Origin of the sequence: [Actinomadura] parvosata subsp. kistnae, from assembly GCF_900323885.1 — a bacterium.
In the GTDB taxonomy this organism is placed as follows: domain Bacteria; phylum Actinomycetota; class Actinomycetes; order Streptosporangiales; family Streptosporangiaceae; genus Nonomuraea; species Nonomuraea composti.
Window position 1 is genome coordinate 82,342 of sequence record NZ_OOHJ01000015.1, and the last position, 16,991, is coordinate 99,332.

The window sequence follows — 16,991 nt, forward strand, 5'->3', positions numbered from 1 at the left end:
CATGCAACGGTGTCACCTCGACGGGATCGTAGTCAGACAAGAGTGGGCTCCGTATCCAGGGCTTGAGCGGAAAAGAGTCTAGTGGGGCCCGCCCACCGGGCCCGCATTCGGCAACTAGACGCTGGCGAAGTCGGGCGTGCCGGTGGGCACGGTAAATCGGAACTCCGCCCCGCCCTCGGGCGCGCGCTGCACCGTGATCGTGCCGCCGTGTGCCTCGACCAGGCCCTTGACGATGAACAGGCCCAGGCCGGTGCCGCCGCGGCGGCGGCTGTTGCCGCCCCGCCAGAACTGCCTGAAGACGCGCGGGGCCAGCTCGGGCTCGATGCCCTCGCCCTCATCGCGCACCGACACGGCAACTCCCCATCCGACGGACTCGATCTCTATTGTCACGGTGCCGCGCCCATGGCGCAGCGCGTTTTCCACCAGGTTACCCAGGATCTGGTCGATCTTGTCCTGGTCGAGCCACATCTCGGGCAGGTCGTCGCCGACGATCAGCCGGAAGCGGTCTTCCGGCTCGCCCGCCGCGACCCGGCCCGCGATGAGCCGGCGCGCCCTGGCGGGCAGGTCGACGACCTGGCGGCGCACCTCCAGCCGCCCCGACTCGATGCGCGAGACGTCGAGCAGCTCGGTGATGAGGCGGGTGACGCGGTCGGCGTCGTTGTTGACCGTTTCGAGCATGACGCGCTTCTGCTCGTCGGTGAAGCGGGTCCACTTGGCCAGCAGCGTCGCGGTGAATCCCTTGACGCTGGTCAGCGGCGAGCGCAGCTCGTGGGCCACGGTGGAGACCAGGTCGGCGCGGCTGCGCTCCAGCCGGGCGCGGGCGCCGCCGTCGCGCAGGGTGATGGTGACCCGCTCGACCTCGCCGCCCCGCTCGGGCTCGCGGACGAGCCTGGCCGCGACGTAGAGCTCCTGCCCGCCGGGCAGGTGCAGCGGCCGCTCAGGGGCCCGGACCCTGGTGCGCAGCCCGCCCTCGGGGTCGAGCGCCTTCCACCAGTCGCGGCCGTCGTGGTCGCGGAACGGGAACACGTCGTTCATGTGCCGGCCGACGGCGCGCTCCATGGCGACGCCGGTGAGCCGCGCGGCCGCGCGGTTGACGGCCAGGACGCACCCATATCGGTCGGTCACGATGAGGCCGTCGGGAAGATCGTCGATGGCTATCGTGCACGCGGCGGCCACTACTCGCCCGTCGGTGTCTGCGCCGTGCACGACCTCGCCTCCTCCGCCTACAACGCCGACAATAGCGGGTTTTCGGCCCCCTAGGGCACTCGCTGCGCCCTGGCCGAGGAGTAAAGGCATACCGCCGCGGCGGTGGCCAGGTTCAGGCTTTCAGCCTGTCCGTAGATGGGCACTCTGACCACATCGTCCGCCTCGGCGAGTATCTCCTCGGGCAACCCCCAGGCCTCGTTGCCGAAGATCCACGCGGTGGGACCGGAAAGATCGACGTCATCGAGCGTGTGCTTGCCCGCGCCGTCGGCCGCCAGCACGCGCAGGCCCCGCTCCCTCAGTTGACGCACGGCGGCGCCCACCGGTGCACCGATCGTCACGGGAAGATGGAACAGGCTGCCGACGCTGGCGCGCACGCACTTGCCGTTGTACGGGTCCACCGAGGCGTCGGTGAAGATCACGGAGTCGGCGCCCGCGGCGTCGGCCGCGCGCATCACGGTGCCCGCGTTGCCCGGGTCGCGTACGTGCGCCAGCACCGCCACCAGCCGCGGATCGCCGGCCAGCGACTCCTCCAGCGGCACGTGCACGAGCCGGCAGACGGCCACCAGGCCCTGCGGGGTCACGGTCTGGGAGAGCTCGGACATGACCTCGCCGCTGGCCCGGTGCACGGGGACGCCCTTGCGGGCCGCCTCGTCGACGATCTCGGGGTGGCGCAGCTCGGCCTCGGCCGTGGTGAACAGCTCCAGCGTCACGTCGTCCAGCTTGAGCGCCTCGCGCACCGCCTGCGGCCCCTCGGCCAGGAACTTCCTGTCCTGCTCGCGGAAGGCGCGCTTGGTGAGCCGCCTGGCGGCCTTCACGCGCGGCGACCTGACGTTGGTCAGCTCGGACCCGGCCACAACTTCCCCTCACCTCGTACAAACAGCAACAAAGGGCCCACCGTCGCTCGGTGGGCCCTCCGGTTGGATCGACCGCTTCAGCTCGCGGCCGGAGCGTTCACGTTCGCCGGCAGCGCCTTCTTGGCGGCCTCGACGAGCGTGGCGAAGGTCTGGCTGTCGTTGACCGCGAGGTCGGCGAGAATCTTCCTGTCGACCTCGATGTTGGCCAGCCGCAGACCCTGGATCAGGCGGTTGTACGTCATGCCGTTCTGACGAGCGGCGGCGTTGATGCGCTGGATCCACAGACGACGGAAGGCGCCCTTGCGGTCCTTACGGTCGCGGTAGGCGTACGTCATCGAGTGGAGCATCTGCTCCTTGGCCTTGCGGTAGAGCCGCGACCGCTGGCCACGGTAACCGCTCGCCCTCTCGAGGACGACCCTGCGCTTCTTCTTGGCGTTGAGCGCCCGCTTCACGCGTGCCATGTTTCTTCTCCCCGGGGAAAGTTCGCGCTACTTGGCGAGCAGCTTCTTGATCTTCTTGGAATCGGCGTCGGAAAGGACGACCTCGTTCTTGAGACGGCGCGTCAGCGTGGACGACTTCCACTCGTTGTAGTGCGCGCGGTTGGCACGGCGACGCTTGATCTTGCCGGTGCCGGTGAGCCGGAACCGCTTCTTCGCACCGCTGTGCGTCTTCATCTTCGGCATGTCGCCGTCTCTCCTCGTTTCGGTCGTGCCGGTGGCCGGGCCGGTGCTGGCCGGCCCGGTCGCGGCGTCTTACGTCTGCCGGTGGCTGCTGGGGTGCTGTAAGGCTAACCCCAGTCGCGGGTCACGCTTCCGTCGGTTCGGAAGGCTCCTCGCCGCCACGCTGGGCCTTGGCTGCGGCCTTTTCCGCCTTCGCCTCGGCCTTCTTCTTGTGCGGACCGATCACCATGATCATGTTACGGCCGTCCTGCTTGGCGTGGGACTCCACGAAGCCGAGCTCCTGGACGTCGTCCGCCAGCCGCTGCAGCAGCCGGAAGCCGAGCTCCGGCCGGGACTGCTCGCGTCCGCGGAACATGATCGTGACTTTGACCTTGTCTCCCGCCTTGAGGAACCGCACCACGTGACCCTTCTTGGTCTCGTAGTCGTGCGGGTCGATCTTCGGCCGGAGCTTGATCTCCTTGATGATCGTGTGCGCCTGATTCTTGCGCGCCTCGCGCGCCTTCATCGCGGACTCGTACTTGAACTTGCCGTAGTCCATGAGCTTGCACACGGGCGGTCGAGCCGTGGCCGCGACCTCGACCAGGTCGAGGTCGGCCTCCTGGGCGAGCTTGAGGGCGTCATGAATCGAGACGATGCCGACCTGCTCGCCGTTCGGGCCCACGAGGCGAACCTCGGGAACTCGGATACGCTCGTTGATGCGGGGCTCAGTGCTGATGGGGCCTCCTAGGTTTGCGATCCCTACGTGCTCGTCGTCCGGAGCTTGACGCATTCCCCCGAATGCGAAAAGCCCCGCACGTCGCGCATGCGGGGCCACTGAGCTCTGTGGCTTTCGTGGCCTCGAGCTCCCCGGAGTAGTCCGGCGTGATCCTGGACCCGGCCGCCTTTCGGCGACTCAGGTGGGAGGGAGACCTCCGCTTGCGCGTCCAGCAAGGCATGCCGGACCGATCAGAGAGCTACATTACCACAACGCTGAAACTCCCTCGAATCATCCCGCAGGTCGCCCCCACTCCAGTAGCCTTCTGTCCAGGAAACTAGACAGAAAGAGGCGAAATGACGACAGAACTGGCCGAAGCCACCAAATGGCAGCTTCAGGAGGCCAAGCAACGTTTCAGCGAGGTCGTCCGCAGGGCCCACGACGAGGGGCCGCAGGTCGTCACCAAGCACGGGCGCGACGTGGCGGTGATCCTCGACATGGAGGAATACCGCCAGCTCCAGGGCAGCCAGCCGGACTTCAAGGAGTTCCTGCTCTCGGCTCCCGACCTCAGCATCCTCGATCTCGACCGCGACCAGAGCACAGAGATGCGTGACCTCGGACTGGGTACCGAATGAGCTACATCCTCGACACCAACGTCGTGTCGGAGATGACCAAGCGCACCCGCGACGAGAGGGTGCAGGCATGGCTGGACACCATCGCCGGGCCCAACCTGTATCTCAGCGTCATGGCGTTCGGCGAGATCCGCAAGGGTGTCGAGCTCCTGCGCCGCCGCGACCCCGCCAGGCGAGCGTCTACGAGTCGTGGCTGGACCGCCTCCACCACGAGTTCAGAACCCGGATCCTGCCCGTCACCGTCGCGGTCGCCCAAGAGTGGGGGCGGTTGCAAGCCATGCGGCCGCTGCCGATCGTGGACGGTCTCATCGCCGCCACCGCCCGGGCGCACGACTGGATCCTGGTCACCCGCAACGAGAAGGACTTCGCCGGGCTCGACGTGGAGACGCTCAACCCGTTCGACTGGCCGACCGCCTGAGGATCTCCGCCTCGCCGGCCGCGCGCATCGCCTCCACCGGCACTTCCGTCACGCCGGTCATCAGCTGGACCTGGCGCACCGCCTGGTGCAGCAGCATCGAGAAGCCCCCGACCACGATGCCGCCCCCGGCCGTGACGGCCGCGGCCGCTTCGGTGGGCCAGGGCGAGTAGACCACGTCGAAGAGGGCCGGGACCCGGGCCAGCCGTCCCGCGAAGGCGTCCGCCGCTCCGCCGGGCAGCGTGGAGACCACCAGGTCCACGCTCGTGAACGCGTCGAGCTTGTCGAACGTCTCCACCGCCAGCGCCACCCCGAGGCGCTCGGCCACCGCCACCGTCTTCCCGGCCCGCGCGGGGTCGCGGACGAGGAGGGTGGCCGTGAACAGGCCGAGGTTGCGCAGGGCCGCCAGCGCGGAGGCGGCCGTGGCGCCGCCGCCGAGCACGGTGGCGGAGCGGGGCGCGGGCACCCCCGCCTCGGCCAGAGCCCGTTCGATGCCGTAGACGTCGGTGTTGTCGCCGTGGGCGCGCCCGTCGCGGAAGACGACGGTGTTGGCGCCGCCGACCTCGACGGCCAGGTCGGAGACGGTGTCGAGCAGGGGCAGCACGGCCCGCTTGAGCGGCATGGTGAGCGACAGGCCCGCCCAGGCGTCCTCGCCGGCGCCCGCCTGCCCGCGTACGGGCCGCAGCTCCGCCAGCAGCCCCGGCAGCCGCGCCTCGTCGCACTCGAACGCCTCGTAGCTCCACCCGTCGAGCCGCATCGCCTGGTAGGCGGCCCTGTGCAGGTAGGGCGAGAGCGAATGTCCGATGGGCGACCCCATCACCGCAGCCCGCATCCCCCACTCCTTCCGAACGAACGAAGACGACCTTACAGCGAGCGGCCGCCCGGAGGTCCGGGCGGCCGCGTCACGTGAGGCTCCTGGTCAGCCGCCGTTGGCGCGGTACTCGTTCAGCAGCTGGTTGAACTCCGCCTCGGTGGTGGCGAACTTGGTGACGTTGCTCTTGGGGTCGGTGGCGACGAAGTAGAGCCAGTCGCCCTTGGCCGGGTTGAGAGCGGCCTCGATGGCGTGGTCGCCCGGGTTGGTGATGGCGCCCGGCGGCAGGCCGTCGACGTAGTACGTGTTGTAAGGGTGCCGCGTCTTGGTCTCGGCGTTGGTGGCGGCGGTGCCGTACTTGCCGAGCGCGTACATCGTCGTGCTGTCCATCTGCAGCTTCATCGGCGGCTTGCGGTCGAGCCGGTTGTAGATGACGCGGGCGATCTTCGCCATGTCCTCGGTACGGCCGGCCTCGGCCTGCACGATGCTGGCGATGACGATGATGTCGTGCGGCGTGTGACCGAGCGCCTTGGCCCCGGCTTCGAGGTCGGCCTGCTCGGCCGCCTGCTTGAACCGGTCGACCATCTCCGCCAGCATCTCCTTGGGCGTGGTCTTGGGCTGGAACTCGTAGGTGGCGGGGAAGACGTACCCCTCCAGCTTGCCCTTGGCGTACGGCGGCAGGTCGAGGGCGTCGACGTCCTTGGCCGCGGCGGCGAACTCCTTGGCCGGCTTGCCGGTCTGCTTGGCCAGCTCGGCGAAGGTCTGGGAGAGCCGCAGGCCCTCCTTGAGCTGCACGGTGGCGAGCAGCCGGTTGGCGGGGACGAGCGCCGCGGCGGCACTGGCCGCCGACATCTTCTTGCGCAGCTTGTACGAGCCCGGCTGCAGAGAGGCGCTCATGTTGGCGTTGGAGATGGCGTTGATGAACGCTTTGGCGCTGGCGACGACCCCCTGCTGCTCCAGCTCCTGTGCCACCTCGGAGGCGCTCTGGCCCTGCTTGATCTCGATGACGACCTCGCCGGTGCCCTGACCGGTGTAGTCGTCGGGCACGAGCGCGTCGCTGAGCCACAGGTAGCCGTAGTAGCCGCCGCCGCCGATGATGCCGGCCAGGACGACGAACGCCAGCAGCGGCGCGAGGAAGCGGCCGCGGTTGCGGCGGCGGCGCCGCCTGCGCCCGCCGCGCTGGGCGGAGCGGGAGCGGCGCCGTGGCGAGCCTTCGTCGTCCTCGGCGCCGAGCAGGGTGTTCAGATCGAGATCGTTCATAGGTGCGCTGGCCAATCTCCCGGTACCGCCGGCCGGACGTCAAGCGGAACTGCCCAACCGGCTGGTGTCACCGAGCGGAACTGGGGGATCCGCCGTACGCTCTGCACCGAACGGCGGAGATCACTCTGAGTAGCCATGCTAGGGGACGGAAAGAGGACACACGCCCCACTTTGGGACCTTTGTGCGGGAACGAAGGGGGTCCCGTCGAACATCAGCTCGCCCCGAGGTTCTTGTTCAACTCTTCCCGGTATCTCACGAACTCGCTCTCTTTGCTGGTGAATTTGGTGATTCTATGCCGTGGATCCGTCGTCACAAACCACTGCCAATCACCTTCGGCAGGGTTCAGGGCCGCCATCAGCGCCTTCTCGCCAGGATTGGCGATGGGCCCGGGAGGCAGTCCTTTGTGGCGATAGGTGTTGTAAGGGGAGTTCACCTTGGTGTCACGCTCCGTGACCCGTAGTGTCCTCCGGTTCTGTGCGTACAGGACCGTGCTGTCGATCTCCAGCGGCATGTCCTTGGCCAGCCGGTTGTAGATCACCCGTGAGATCTTCGGATAGTCCTCGTCGGTGCCGCCCTCGGCCTGGATCATGCTGGCCAGCGTGACGACCTGCAGCGGCGTCAGGTTCAGGCGCGGCGCCTGCTCCTCCAGGCCCACCTGGCGCGCCGCGGCGGCGAAGCGCTCGGCCATGGCCGCCAGCACGTCCACGGCCGTGTCGCCGGGCTCGATCTCGTACGTCGCCGGGAACAGGAACCCCTCCAGGCCCTTGGCGTACTCGGGCAGGCCGACGAGGGCCTGGTCCACGCTCTTGAGCGCCTGGAGCGTCAGCCCGGCCTGCTTGGCCAGACGGTCGAACACCTCCGTCACCCGCATGCCCTCGGGCACCGTCACCCTGCGCACGATCCGCGCCGCCGGGTTGAGCAGCAGGTCGAGCGCCGCGCCCGCCGCCATGCCCTTGCGCAGCCGATAGTGGCCGGGCCGCAGCCGGTCGCTGACCGCGCGGTCCTCCGCGACGTTCACGAACGAGCCAACGCTCGCCACCACCCCGGCGTCGGCCAGCACCGAGCCGATCGCCTCCGCGCTGGAGCCGGGCGCGATCCGCACGGTCACCGTGCCGCTGCCCGGCCCGTCGAAGTCGTCGGGGCTCAGGTACGGCCTGAGCACCACGATGGCGCCCGCGCCCAGGGCCAGCGCCCCGGCCAGCAGGCCCGCGGCGAGCAGGCCGACCTTGCGCACGGCCCGCCGGCGGTGTGCGGCGGGCAGCGGGATGACCTCCGCCTCCGGCCCGGGTTCCGCTCCCGGCTCGTCCGGTGCCCCGGCCTCCGGCGGGCCCTGACGGGCTCCTTCGCCGAAGGCCTTGCCCGGCAGGCCGCCTTCCTCCGAAGAGCGGCCCTCCGGGGAGCGGCCCTCCAGGGAGCGGCCCTCCAGGGAGCGGCCCTCCAGGGAGGGACCCTCCGGGGAGCGGCCCTCTGGTGAGTGACCTTCCGGCGAGTGCCCCTCCGTCGGCACACGCCCCTCCGCAGAGTGGCCCTCCCGAGAGCCGCCCTCCGGGTCCCGTTCCTCCGCGGAGCGGTCCTCCGAGGAGGAGGTGCGGAACGGGATCACGTCGCCGACGTCGTCCTCGTCCTCAGGTGTCCCGTTCACGAGATCACCTCACCGGCGGCGAGCGCATGCCCCGCCTCAGCCGCCCGGTGCGTCCCAGCGGGACGGACCCCCGTCGCCCGCCCGCTCATGAGGCAGGTCCGTCGGCCGCCGGTGGCGGTTCGACGGGCCTGCCTGGTGGTCTTTCCGTGGCGCGCTCGGAGTCGAGCGCGTCCTGCAGCAGCACGACGGCCGCCGCCTGGTCGACGACGCCGCGCTGCTTCTTGGCGCGTACGCCGCTGGCCCGCAGCCCGTGCTGGGCCGCGACCGTGGTGAGCCGCTCGTCGAACAGCCGTACGGGCGTGGGCGCGAGCCTGGCGGCCAGCTTGGCGGCGAACTCGCGCGCCAGCCCCGCGGCCTGCCCCTCGCGCCCCGACAGCGAGGTGGGCAGCCCCACCACGACCTCGATGGCCTCGTGCTCCTCGACGATCGCCGCGATGCGGGCGAGGTCGCCCTTGCCGCGCCTGACCGTCTCGACCGGCGTGGCCAGCAGCCCGCTGGGGTCGCTGCGGGCCACGCCGATGCGTACGGAGCCGACGTCCACGCCGATCCGTGAACCGAACCTCATGTCAGCCGAGCTGCCCGGAAATCGCCTCTTCGACCAGGCGCAGCGCGTCGCCGATCGCCTCCGGCCGCGTGCCACCGCCCTGTGCGACATCGTCCTTGCCGCCACCGCCACCCCCAAGAGCCTTGGCGGCGACGCCGACCAGCTGTCCGGCCTTGAGCCCCCGCTCGCGCCCCGCCTCGTTGACCGTGGCAACCACCACCGGCCGGTCGGAGGGGGCGCCGGCGATCACGACGACCGCCGGCCTGTCGGCCGGGAACCTGCCACGCACATCCAGCGCGAGCTTACGCAGGTCATCGGCGCCGGTGCCATCAGGCGCGCGGTGTGTCACCACGGAGACACCTTGCGTGTCGCGTGCCTGGGACACCAGCTCGCCCGCCACCTGGAGCACCTGGGCCGAGCGGAGCCGCTCCAGCTCCTTCTCGGCGGTGCGCAGCCGGGTGACGATGCCCTCGATGCGCTCGGGCAGCTCCTCGCGGCGCGCCTTGAGCTGCTCGGTGAGCTGCGCGACCAGCACGCTCTCGCGCGCCAGGAAGCGGAAGGCGTCGAGGCCGACCAGCGCCTCCACGCGGCGCACGCCCGCGCCGACCGACTGCTCGCCCAGCACCTTGACCAGGCCGAGCTGGCCGGAGCTGTGGACGTGGGTGCCGCCGCACAGCTCGCGCGAGTAGTCGCCGATCTCGACGACGCGGACCTCGTCGCCGTACTTCTCGCCGAACATCGCCAGCGCGCCCATCGCCCTGGCCTCCGCCTGCGAGGTGTAGAACGCGTTGACCTTGAGGTCGTTGATGAGCACGGCGTTGACCTCGTCCTCGACGTCACGCAGCACGCTCGGCGGCACCGCGCCCGCGGAGGTGAAGTCGAAGCGGAAGCGGCCGGGAGAGTTCTCCGAGCCGGCCTGCGCGGCCGTCTCGCCGAGCGCGTTCTTGAAGCCGCGGTGGACGAGGTGGGTGGCGCTGTGGCTGCGCGAGATCGCGCGGCGGCGCTCGATGTCGATCTCCGCCTGCGCCTCGTCGCCGACCTTCAGCTCGCCGCTGCGGATCTTGCCGCGGTGCACGACGAGGCCCGCGAGCGGCGACTGCACGTCGACGACCTCGACCTCGGCGCCGCTGGTGCGGATCACGCCCTGGTCGGCGAGCTGGCCGCCGCCCTCGGCGTAGAACGGGGTGCGCTGCAGCACGACCTCGACCGTGGTGCCCGCGCCCGCCGCCGGGACGGGCACGCCGTCGACGAGGATGCCGACCACGCTGGTGTCGGCCTCGGTCTGGTCGTAGCCGAGGAACTCGACCCGCCCCGCCGACTCCAGGAGCTGCCCGAAGACGGAGATGTCGGCGTTGCCGGTCTTCTTCGCCTTCGCGTCGGCCTTGGCGCGCTGCCGCTGCTCCTTCATGAGGCGGCGGAAGCCCTCCTCGTCGACCTTGAGCCCCTGCTCGGCCGCCATCTCGAGGGTCAGGTCGATCGGGAAGCCGTAGGTGTCGTGGAGCTGGAACGCCTGGTCGCCGGAGATCGTGGTGCCGGACTTGCGCTTGGTCTCCTCGACCGCGACGTCGAAGATCGCGGTGCCGGTGCGCAGCGTGCCGAGGAAGCTCGCCTCCTCGGCGTCGATGACCGAGTGGATCTGCGGCGCGTCGGTCTTCAGCTCGGGGTACTGCTCGCCCATGACGTTGATCGCGACGTCGGTCAGCTCGTGCATGTAGCGCTCGTCGCCGGAGCCGAGCAGCCGCAGGTTGCGGATCGAGCGGCGCAGGATGCGGCGCAGCACGTAGCCGCGGCCCTCGTTGCTGGGCAGCACGCCGTCGGCGACCAGCATGGTGCCGGTGCGGACGTGGTCGGCGATCACGCGCAGGCTCACGTCGGAGCGGTGGTCGCGGCCGTAGCGGGTCTTGGTGAGCTCCGCCGCCCTGTCGAGGATCTTGTACGTGGTGTCGATCTCGTAGATGTTGTCGACGCCCTGGAGGATCGCCGCCATGCGCTCCAGGCCCATGCCGGTGTCGATGTTGCGGCTCGGCAGCTCGCCCGCCACGTCGAAGTCGACCTTGGAGCGGACCTCGCTGAGCTGGTACTGCATGAACACGAGGTTCCAGACCTCGAGGTAGCGGTCCTCGTCGGCGACGGGGCCGCCCTCCTTGCCGTACTCGGGGCCGCGGTCGTAGTAGATCTCGGAGCAGGGGCCGCCGGGGCCGGGCACGCCCATGTGCCAGTAGTTGTCCTCAAGGCCGCGGCGCTGGATGCGGCTCTCCGGCAGGCCGACCTTGTCGCGCCAGATCTCGAACGCCTCGTCGTCCTCAAGGTAGACCGTCGCCCACAGCTTGTCCTCGGGGAAGCCGAAGCCGCCGTCGGACTCGGACTTGGTGAGCAGGTCCCAGGCGAACGGGATCACTTCGGCCTTGAAGTAGTCGCCGATCGAGAAGTTGCCCAGCATCTGGAAGAACGTCGCGTGCCGGGTGGTCTTGCCGACCTCGTCGATGTCGGGGGTGCGCACGCACTTCTGAGCGGTGGCCAGCCGTGGCGCCGGAGGCTTTCGCTGCCCCAGGAAGTACGGCTTGAACGGTGCCATACCCGCGTTGACCAGGAGAAGCGTCGGGTCCTCAGCGATCAGGCTGGCCGAGGGCACTACCTTGTGCCCACGCTCCTCGAAGAAGCGCAGGAAGCGGCGCGCGATCTCTGCCGACTCCATTGTGGCCATCCTTTGCTGTAGTCAGTTGTTTCTAGCGTTGGCGATCGCCTGTTTCTGGCGCCGGCGATCGCCGCCGATCAGCGAGTCGCTGTCAGCAGGCGCCGCCGGCAGGCGCTGTCAGCGGTTGCCGTCTTCAGCGTTGTCGAGCTCGAAGCGTGCTCGCAACTCCGTTTCGCGCTCCGCGGCCTCGCCGAGCGCGTCGGAAGTAAAGTCTCTCACTCTCCGGAGCATCCCCGCCGCGCCGTCGGCCGTCCTGCGGGCGAGGTGGTCGGGGTGCAGCGCCTGCAGCCTGCGCATCACCCAGAAGGCGAGGAACGCGCCGAGCGACAGGTAGAACAGCCTTCTTATCATCGCACTCGCCCCTGCCCGGACTGTCTCGCGCGGGGCCGGGGCCGGTTGACGCGGCGGGCCTCGATGGCGCGGCGCAGGCCGTAGCCGAGCGAGGACACCTTGATCAGCGGGCCGGTGAAGATGGTCTGCGTGACCCCGCTCAGCTTGGCGGCGTGCCCGCTGACCTGCTTGACGTCCTTGGCGATGGCTTCGACGGCGACGAGCTGCCGGTTGGTCTCGTTGACCGTGACGCTCAGGTCGTCGAGCAGCGGCGCGAGGCGGTTGTTCAGGTCGGAGACCGCCTTGGTGGTCTCGGTGAGCAGCCTCGCGAGCTTGACGAGCACCATGGCCATGACGCAGACCAGGACCACCCATCCCGTGGCCGCGATCAGCCCGGCGACCTCTCCAGCGGTAAGCATCCGCTCATCTCCCTCGTACGCTGGGCCGGAACGGCAAGACCCTATCGCGTTCGAGTGACAACGTTAGTGGCGAACCGGACCTCGATCAGGCCGCCACGTCGGCGCCTGGCACTTCCGTGACCGCGCGCATGAGCCCGCGTGCCGCCCTGATCTCGGGCGCCACCAGCCGTTCCGGCATCGCCATGGCCGCCGAGCGCAGCGCCTTCAGCGCCGCGTCGGCCGCGAACTCGGCCGCGCGGTGGCTGCGGCAGCCGTACATCTGCCTGGCCCACGCGGGCAGTGTCGCGAACGCCAGCGCGCCCACGGCGGGCAGCGAGCCGAGCGCGAGCGGCGGCGCGGTGAACGCCAGCCTCAGCGAGAGCTGCGGGCTGAGGCTGCGGCGCAGCGCGTCGCGCGCCTCGTCGGTGGCGGCCAGGTACGGGCGCATGCCGGCCAGGTAGTCGTCCAGCTCCCCCGCGTCTTCCGGGACGTCGCCGAGGCCGATGAGGGTGGCGCTGCGGCGCTGCTCGGCCACGTACGCGTCGCGCTCGGCCGCGCTCAGCGGCACGCCGGAGCGTCGGGCGACCTCCAGGTACGAGGCGACCTCCACGCAGTGCACCCAGCGCAGGTTCTCCTCCTCGTTCACCCGGAACAGGGTGCCGGTGTCGGTGTCGAGCCCGATGAGGCGCGCGTGCACCCGCCGGGCCCGCTCGGCCGCGTGCTCGGCCTGCTCGCGGGTGCCGAACGTGCGCACGGACAGGTAGTCGAGCTGGCGCCGCAGCCGGGCGCGGGCCACCTCGGGGTCGTCGAGCAGGCAGTTCTGGCTGATGCCGCGGATGGTGCGGGGGTGCAGGGACTGGAGCTGGAAGGCGCGTACGGCGGCCGGCCAGCCGGGCGTCTCGGTGTGCACTCGCCAGGTGATCGACCGGGGGCCGAAAAGGCCGCCGCCGGGGGTAACCGTTGCCTTCACATGGTGGTGATGCCCCACGATCGCCGACTTAGTACGACTTTGCACGATCCGACGGCGAAACGTTACCGACGAGTACGTGGGTCACGCGACCGGAACGCGGGCGTAGGCGCGGACCGGGACGCGGCCGACGCCCAGCAGGCGCGGTGGCGCGGCCGTGAACAGCGCGCCGGTCGGCGGGAGCCCGTCGAGGCCGGTCAGCCGCTCCACGACGGGCACGCCCGCCCCGAGCAGGGTCTCCCGCGCGGGACGCGCCTCGTGCGCGCAGTCGTCGAGCCCGTCGGCGTCGGTGCCGACCAGCACCGCACCCTGCTCGACCAGCCAGGCCGCCGCCTCCGGGGCGAGGCAGTGGACCTCCCCGTGGACCTCCCCGTGGCCCTCCCCGTGGCCCTCCCGGACGCCGGTGTGCAGGAGCACGGCGTGGCCGCGTACGTCGAAGGGGGCCAGCGAGCCGACCCCGACGGCGCCGCGCCGCGCGCCCGTCACCCGCACCACCACGGCGGGCAGGTCGACCGTCGTGGCCAGCTCGACGGCGGCCAGGTCGCCGCCGGGTGCCTCCAGGTAGGTGCCGCCCTCCCGCGCGAGGTGGTCGAGCTCGACCAGCCGCTCCCGCCCCGCCACCGGCGCGCTCGTCCGGGTGTCGGACGGGCCGCCCCGGGTGCCCTTGTGCGGCTCGGCGAAGATCCGGACGTTCGCCAGCTCGACGGTGTCGGTCATGAGCAGGCCCAGAGACGCCACGAACAGCGCCGCGATCTCGGCCTCGGAGGCGTCGGGACCGGGCAGGTCCACCCGGAACCCGTGGACGGTGAGGTCGCCGCCGTTGCTGAAGACGATGCCGGCGTCGAAGGAGGCGCGGTAGTCGGTCATAAGGCGATCAACCTACCGCGCCAGAAGGTCAGGACTTGCGCAGGAAGTCGCGGATCTTCGCCCACCGCTCCGCCACCGGCGCCTCGGCCCCGTGCCGGGTCGGCTCGTAGTAGCGCCGGTCGCGCACCTGCTCGGGCGCGTACTCCTGGCGCACCAGCCCGTGCTCGAAGTCGTGCGGATACTTGTATCCGTCGCCGTGGCCGAGCTTGGCCGCCCCGGAGTAGTGGGCGTCGCGCAGGTGCCCGGGCACCTGCCCGATCAGCCCCTTGCGGACGTCGCCGACGGCCGCGCCGATGGCCTTGACCACGGCGTTGGACTTGGGGGCCATCGCGCAGTGGATGACGGCGTGCGCGAGGTTGATCTGCCCCTCGGGCAGCCCGATGAGCTGCACCGCCTGCGCCGCGGCCACCGCCGTCTGCAGGCAGGTGGGGTCGGCCATGCCGACGTCCTCGGAGGCGAAGATGACGATGCGGCGGGCGATGAAGCGCGGGTCTTCACCCGCCTCGATCATGCGGGCGAGGTAGTGCAGCGCGGCGTCGGCGTCGGAGCCGCGCATAGACTTGATGAACGCGCTGATCACGTCGTAGTGCTGGTCGCCCTGCCGGTCGTAGCGGACGGCCGCCTTGTCCACGGCCTTCTCCACGACCTCCACCGTGATGTCGTCGGCCAGCAGCGCCGCCGCCTCCAGGTAGGTCAGCGACCGGCGCGCGTCGCCGCCCGCGAGGCGTACGAGATGCTCCAGGGCCTCGGGGGCGAGCGTGGCCCGGCCGCCGAGGCCGCGCGGGTCGGACACCGCGCGCCGCAGGACGGCGCGCACGTCGTCCTCGGACAGGGACTCCAGCGTGAGCAGCAGCGAGCGCGACAGCAGCGGGGAGATGACGGAGAAGAACGGGTTTTCGGTGGTGGCGCCGATGAAGGTGACCCAGCGGTTCTCCACGGCGGGCAGCAGGGCGTCCTGCTGGGCCTTGTTGAAGCGGTGCACCTCGTCGACGAACAGCACGGTCTGTCGGCCGGTCATGCCGAGCTCGCGGCGCGCGTTGTCGATGGCGGCGCGCACGTCCTTGACGCCGGCGGAGACGGCGGAGATCTCGACGAAGCGGCGCTGGGTGACGTTGGAGACGACGTAGGCGAGCGTGGTCTTGCCCGTGCCGGGCGGCCCCCACAGGAACAGCGACATGGGAGCCTCGCTCTCGACCAGGCGCCGCAGCGGGGTGCCGGGGCCGAGCAGGTGCCGCTGGCCGATCACCTCGTCGAGCGTGCGGGGGCGCATGCGCACCGCGAGGGGCTGCGGGGTGGCCTCCTCAGCCGCCGAGTCGAACAGGCTATCCACAACGCGAGATTACACGCTGGAACGCACCCACCGGTCCCGTCGAGCCGCACGGGGCCGCCGGCCCAGGGGTCCGCTCACGACCACACGGCCCTGGCCCCCGAGTCGCCGGACTGGAAGACGTAGTAGGCGCAGACGGCCGCCAGCGCCACCGTCAGCACGGCGAGGACCATGGTGACGGGCCGGCCGAAGCGGTCGCGGCCGACGGAGTCGCGGGCCGGGTGGGTGGCGTACACGAGCAGCAGGGCCGCCGCCCCCAGCCCCAGCGCCGACATCAGCAGCGGGGTGGCGAAGCTCTCGTGCGCGGAGATCCGGGCCGCCATCTCGCCCTCGGCGGTGCCGAAGCGGGCCTCCTTGAGGCTCTCGCCGCTCTCCTTGGCCGCGAAGACCGCCGCGGGAGCCGCCAGGGCCAGCAGCACGACCGCCCACGCCACGTACGTGCGCACGCGCGGCAGCAGCGCGTACGCGACCGCGACGGCGACGAGCAGCGGGGTCAGCACCACGGCGAAGTGAATGATCAGTGGATGGGCCGGCAGGCCCAGGATCTGGTCGAACATGGTGGCCTCCTTGGTGCTCATTTCAACTACGTCCGCGGCCACCATAAGGTTCGCGACCCCAGCAGTCGCAGGTGCGGCTTTCGCCACTTACGTCCGTCACATATCGGAGGCCGGTAGCATTCGCGGAGTTGTTTGGTCATTCCTTGGCAAAGACGAGAGGACATAGCGGTGAGCGGCGACGACCGCCAGAACGAAGAGGACCGCCAGAAAGAGCTGGCGCGGGAGCACAAGGAGCGGCAGGCGAAGCGCGCGGCCGAGCAGAGCGCCAAGGCAAGGCGGAACACCTTCATCGGCGCGGCCGTGGCGGTCGTGGTGGTGGCGGGCGGCATCTTCGCCGCCACCACGCTGGTGGGCAACGACGGCGCGAGCAACGCGGCGGCTCAGCCGTCGGCCTCCGCGTCGGCCTCGGCCTCGCCCTCCGGCACGCCCGTCCTGCCGACGGCGCTGCCGAGCTCCACGCCCCGGAAGGCGAGCGACATCACCTGCACGTACAAGCGGGACAACTCGGTCCCGCACAAGTTCGTGGGGCTGCCGCCGAAGAAGCCCAACATGAAGCTCTCGACGATGACGATCAAGACCAACCACGGTGACATCGTCATCGACGTGGACCCGAACGCCACCCCGTGCTCGGTCAACTCGATGGCCTTCCTCGCCAAGAAGGGCTTCTACGAGGGCAACAAGTGCCACCGCCTGGCCAAGCCGGAGACCTCGGGCCTGTACCTGCTGCAGTGCGGTGACCCGCAGGCCAAGGCCGACGGCAAGAACAAGACCGACGGCCAGGGCAACGCCGGCTACGTCTTCGGGGACGAGGCCGTGGACGTCATGCCGTACAGCAGGGGCGTGGTCTTCCTGACCCAGCCGCTCGACGCGGCCGGGCAGAACAGCAGCCAGTTCGCCATCTCCCTGTCGGACGAGAACACCCAGCTGGAGCAGGTGTACTCGGTGCTGGGCGTGGTGAAGTCCGGCCTGGAGATCATCGACAAGGTGGCCGAGGGCGGCGTCATCGTCAACCCCGACGACATCACGGGCGACGGCGGCTCCACCGCGCCGAAGATCCCGATCATCATCAAGAAGGTCATCCTGAAGTAGGGGACCTCACGCGAAAGGGCCGG

At 70.4% G+C, this 16,991-nt stretch carries 19 protein-coding genes; 3 read left to right on the plus strand and 16 right to left on the minus strand.

The window, feature by feature from the left end:
- Positions 1-114: 114 nt before the first annotated feature.
- From KIS93_RS15055 to infC, 5 genes are all read right to left on the minus strand, one after another.
- The gene (locus tag KIS93_RS15055; RefSeq protein ID WP_080036980.1) at positions 115-1,206 is read right to left on the minus strand and encodes a sensor histidine kinase; all 1,092 of its coding nucleotides are present in this window, start codon (positions 1,204-1,206) and stop codon (positions 115-117) included.
- A gap of 50 nt (positions 1,207-1,256) precedes the next feature.
- A complete protein-coding gene (locus KIS93_RS15060) occupies positions 1,257-2,060 on the minus strand; it encodes a TrmH family RNA methyltransferase (protein ID WP_080036979.1) in 804 nt (267 codons plus the stop codon).
- A gap of 77 nt (positions 2,061-2,137) precedes the next feature.
- Complete coding sequence (rplT, locus tag KIS93_RS15065; RefSeq protein ID WP_043622113.1) at positions 2,138-2,521, minus strand: 50S ribosomal protein L20; 384 nt, start codon at positions 2,519-2,521, stop codon at positions 2,138-2,140.
- 27 nt (positions 2,522-2,548) lie between these two features.
- The gene (gene rpmI, locus KIS93_RS15070) at positions 2,549-2,743 is read right to left on the minus strand and encodes a 50S ribosomal protein L35 (protein WP_043622108.1); all 195 of its coding nucleotides are present in this window, start codon (positions 2,741-2,743) and stop codon (positions 2,549-2,551) included.
- 121 nt (positions 2,744-2,864) lie between these two features.
- Positions 2,865-3,509 carry a translation initiation factor IF-3 gene (gene infC, locus KIS93_RS15075; RefSeq protein WP_080036978.1) on the minus strand — a complete coding sequence of 215 codons (645 nt, stop codon included), beginning with the start codon at positions 3,507-3,509 and terminating at the stop codon, positions 2,865-2,867.
- 281 nt (positions 3,510-3,790) lie between these two features.
- Between infC and KIS93_RS15080 the strand changes: the two genes are divergently transcribed.
- Together KIS93_RS15080 and KIS93_RS15085 are read left to right on the plus strand one after the other, a co-directional pair.
- The gene (locus KIS93_RS15080) at positions 3,791-4,069 is read left to right on the plus strand and encodes a type II toxin-antitoxin system Phd/YefM family antitoxin (RefSeq protein WP_080036977.1); all 279 of its coding nucleotides are present in this window, start codon (positions 3,791-3,793) and stop codon (positions 4,067-4,069) included.
- 67 nt (positions 4,070-4,136) lie between these two features.
- Positions 4,137-4,484, plus strand: a complete 348-nt coding sequence (locus KIS93_RS15085) for a PIN domain-containing protein (RefSeq protein ID WP_222107480.1) — start codon at positions 4,137-4,139, stop codon at positions 4,482-4,484.
- Here the strand turns inward: KIS93_RS15085 and KIS93_RS15090 are convergent.
- The 11 genes from KIS93_RS15090 to KIS93_RS15140 all read right to left on the minus strand — a co-directional run bounded on the left by KIS93_RS15090 (position 4,456) and on the right by KIS93_RS15140 (position 15,879).
- The gene (locus tag KIS93_RS15090) at positions 4,456-5,313 is read right to left on the minus strand and encodes a shikimate dehydrogenase (RefSeq protein ID WP_080036975.1); all 858 of its coding nucleotides are present in this window, start codon (positions 5,311-5,313) and stop codon (positions 4,456-4,458) included. The two genes, KIS93_RS15085 and KIS93_RS15090, sit on opposite strands and share 29 nt — an antisense overlap.
- An 87-nt stretch (positions 5,314-5,400) precedes the next feature.
- On the minus strand, positions 5,401-6,552 hold the full coding sequence (gene mltG, locus KIS93_RS15095) for an endolytic transglycosylase MltG (protein ID WP_080036974.1): 1,152 nt from the start codon (positions 6,550-6,552) through the stop codon (positions 5,401-5,403).
- Between the two features lie 211 nt (positions 6,553-6,763).
- A complete protein-coding gene (gene mltG / locus KIS93_RS15100; protein ID WP_268966938.1) occupies positions 6,764-8,194 on the minus strand; it encodes an endolytic transglycosylase MltG in 1,431 nt (476 codons plus the stop codon).
- 85 nt (positions 8,195-8,279) lie between these two features.
- Entirely contained in the window at positions 8,280-8,759 is a 480-nt protein-coding gene (gene ruvX / locus KIS93_RS15105) for a Holliday junction resolvase RuvX (RefSeq protein WP_080036973.1), read from the minus strand.
- Between the two features lies 1 nt (position 8,760).
- A complete protein-coding gene (alaS, locus tag KIS93_RS15110) occupies positions 8,761-11,433 on the minus strand; it encodes an alanine--tRNA ligase (protein ID WP_080036972.1) in 2,673 nt (890 codons plus the stop codon).
- A 117-nt stretch (positions 11,434-11,550) separates the two neighbouring features.
- Positions 11,551-11,784, minus strand: a complete 234-nt coding sequence (locus KIS93_RS15115) for a hypothetical protein (protein ID WP_080036971.1) — start codon at positions 11,782-11,784, stop codon at positions 11,551-11,553.
- Positions 11,781-12,182 carry a DUF948 domain-containing protein gene (locus tag KIS93_RS15120; protein ID WP_080036970.1) on the minus strand — a complete coding sequence of 134 codons (402 nt, stop codon included), beginning with the start codon at positions 12,180-12,182 and terminating at the stop codon, positions 11,781-11,783. The genes KIS93_RS15115 and KIS93_RS15120 overlap by 4 nt, the downstream gene beginning before the upstream one ends.
- 85 nt (positions 12,183-12,267) lie before the next feature.
- A complete protein-coding gene (locus KIS93_RS15125) occupies positions 12,268-13,131 on the minus strand; it encodes an oxygenase MpaB family protein (protein ID WP_080036969.1) in 864 nt (287 codons plus the stop codon).
- 81 nt (positions 13,132-13,212) lie between these two features.
- Positions 13,213-13,995 carry a cyclase family protein gene (locus KIS93_RS15130; RefSeq protein WP_080036968.1) on the minus strand — a complete coding sequence of 261 codons (783 nt, stop codon included), beginning with the start codon at positions 13,993-13,995 and terminating at the stop codon, positions 13,213-13,215.
- Positions 13,996-14,023: 28 nt separating this feature from the next.
- Positions 14,024-15,265, minus strand: coding sequence for a replication-associated recombination protein A (locus KIS93_RS15135; protein WP_240973235.1), 1,242 nt, complete (start codon positions 15,263-15,265; stop codon positions 14,024-14,026).
- Positions 15,266-15,399: 134 nt separating this feature from the next.
- A complete protein-coding gene (locus KIS93_RS15140) occupies positions 15,400-15,879 on the minus strand; it encodes a DUF2231 domain-containing protein (RefSeq protein WP_155126552.1) in 480 nt (159 codons plus the stop codon).
- A gap of 168 nt (positions 15,880-16,047) precedes the next feature.
- Between KIS93_RS15140 and KIS93_RS15145 the strand changes: the two genes are divergently transcribed.
- Positions 16,048-16,968, plus strand: a complete 921-nt coding sequence (locus KIS93_RS15145) for a peptidylprolyl isomerase (RefSeq protein WP_080036965.1) — start codon at positions 16,048-16,050, stop codon at positions 16,966-16,968.
- Positions 16,969-16,991 lie beyond the last annotated feature (23 nt).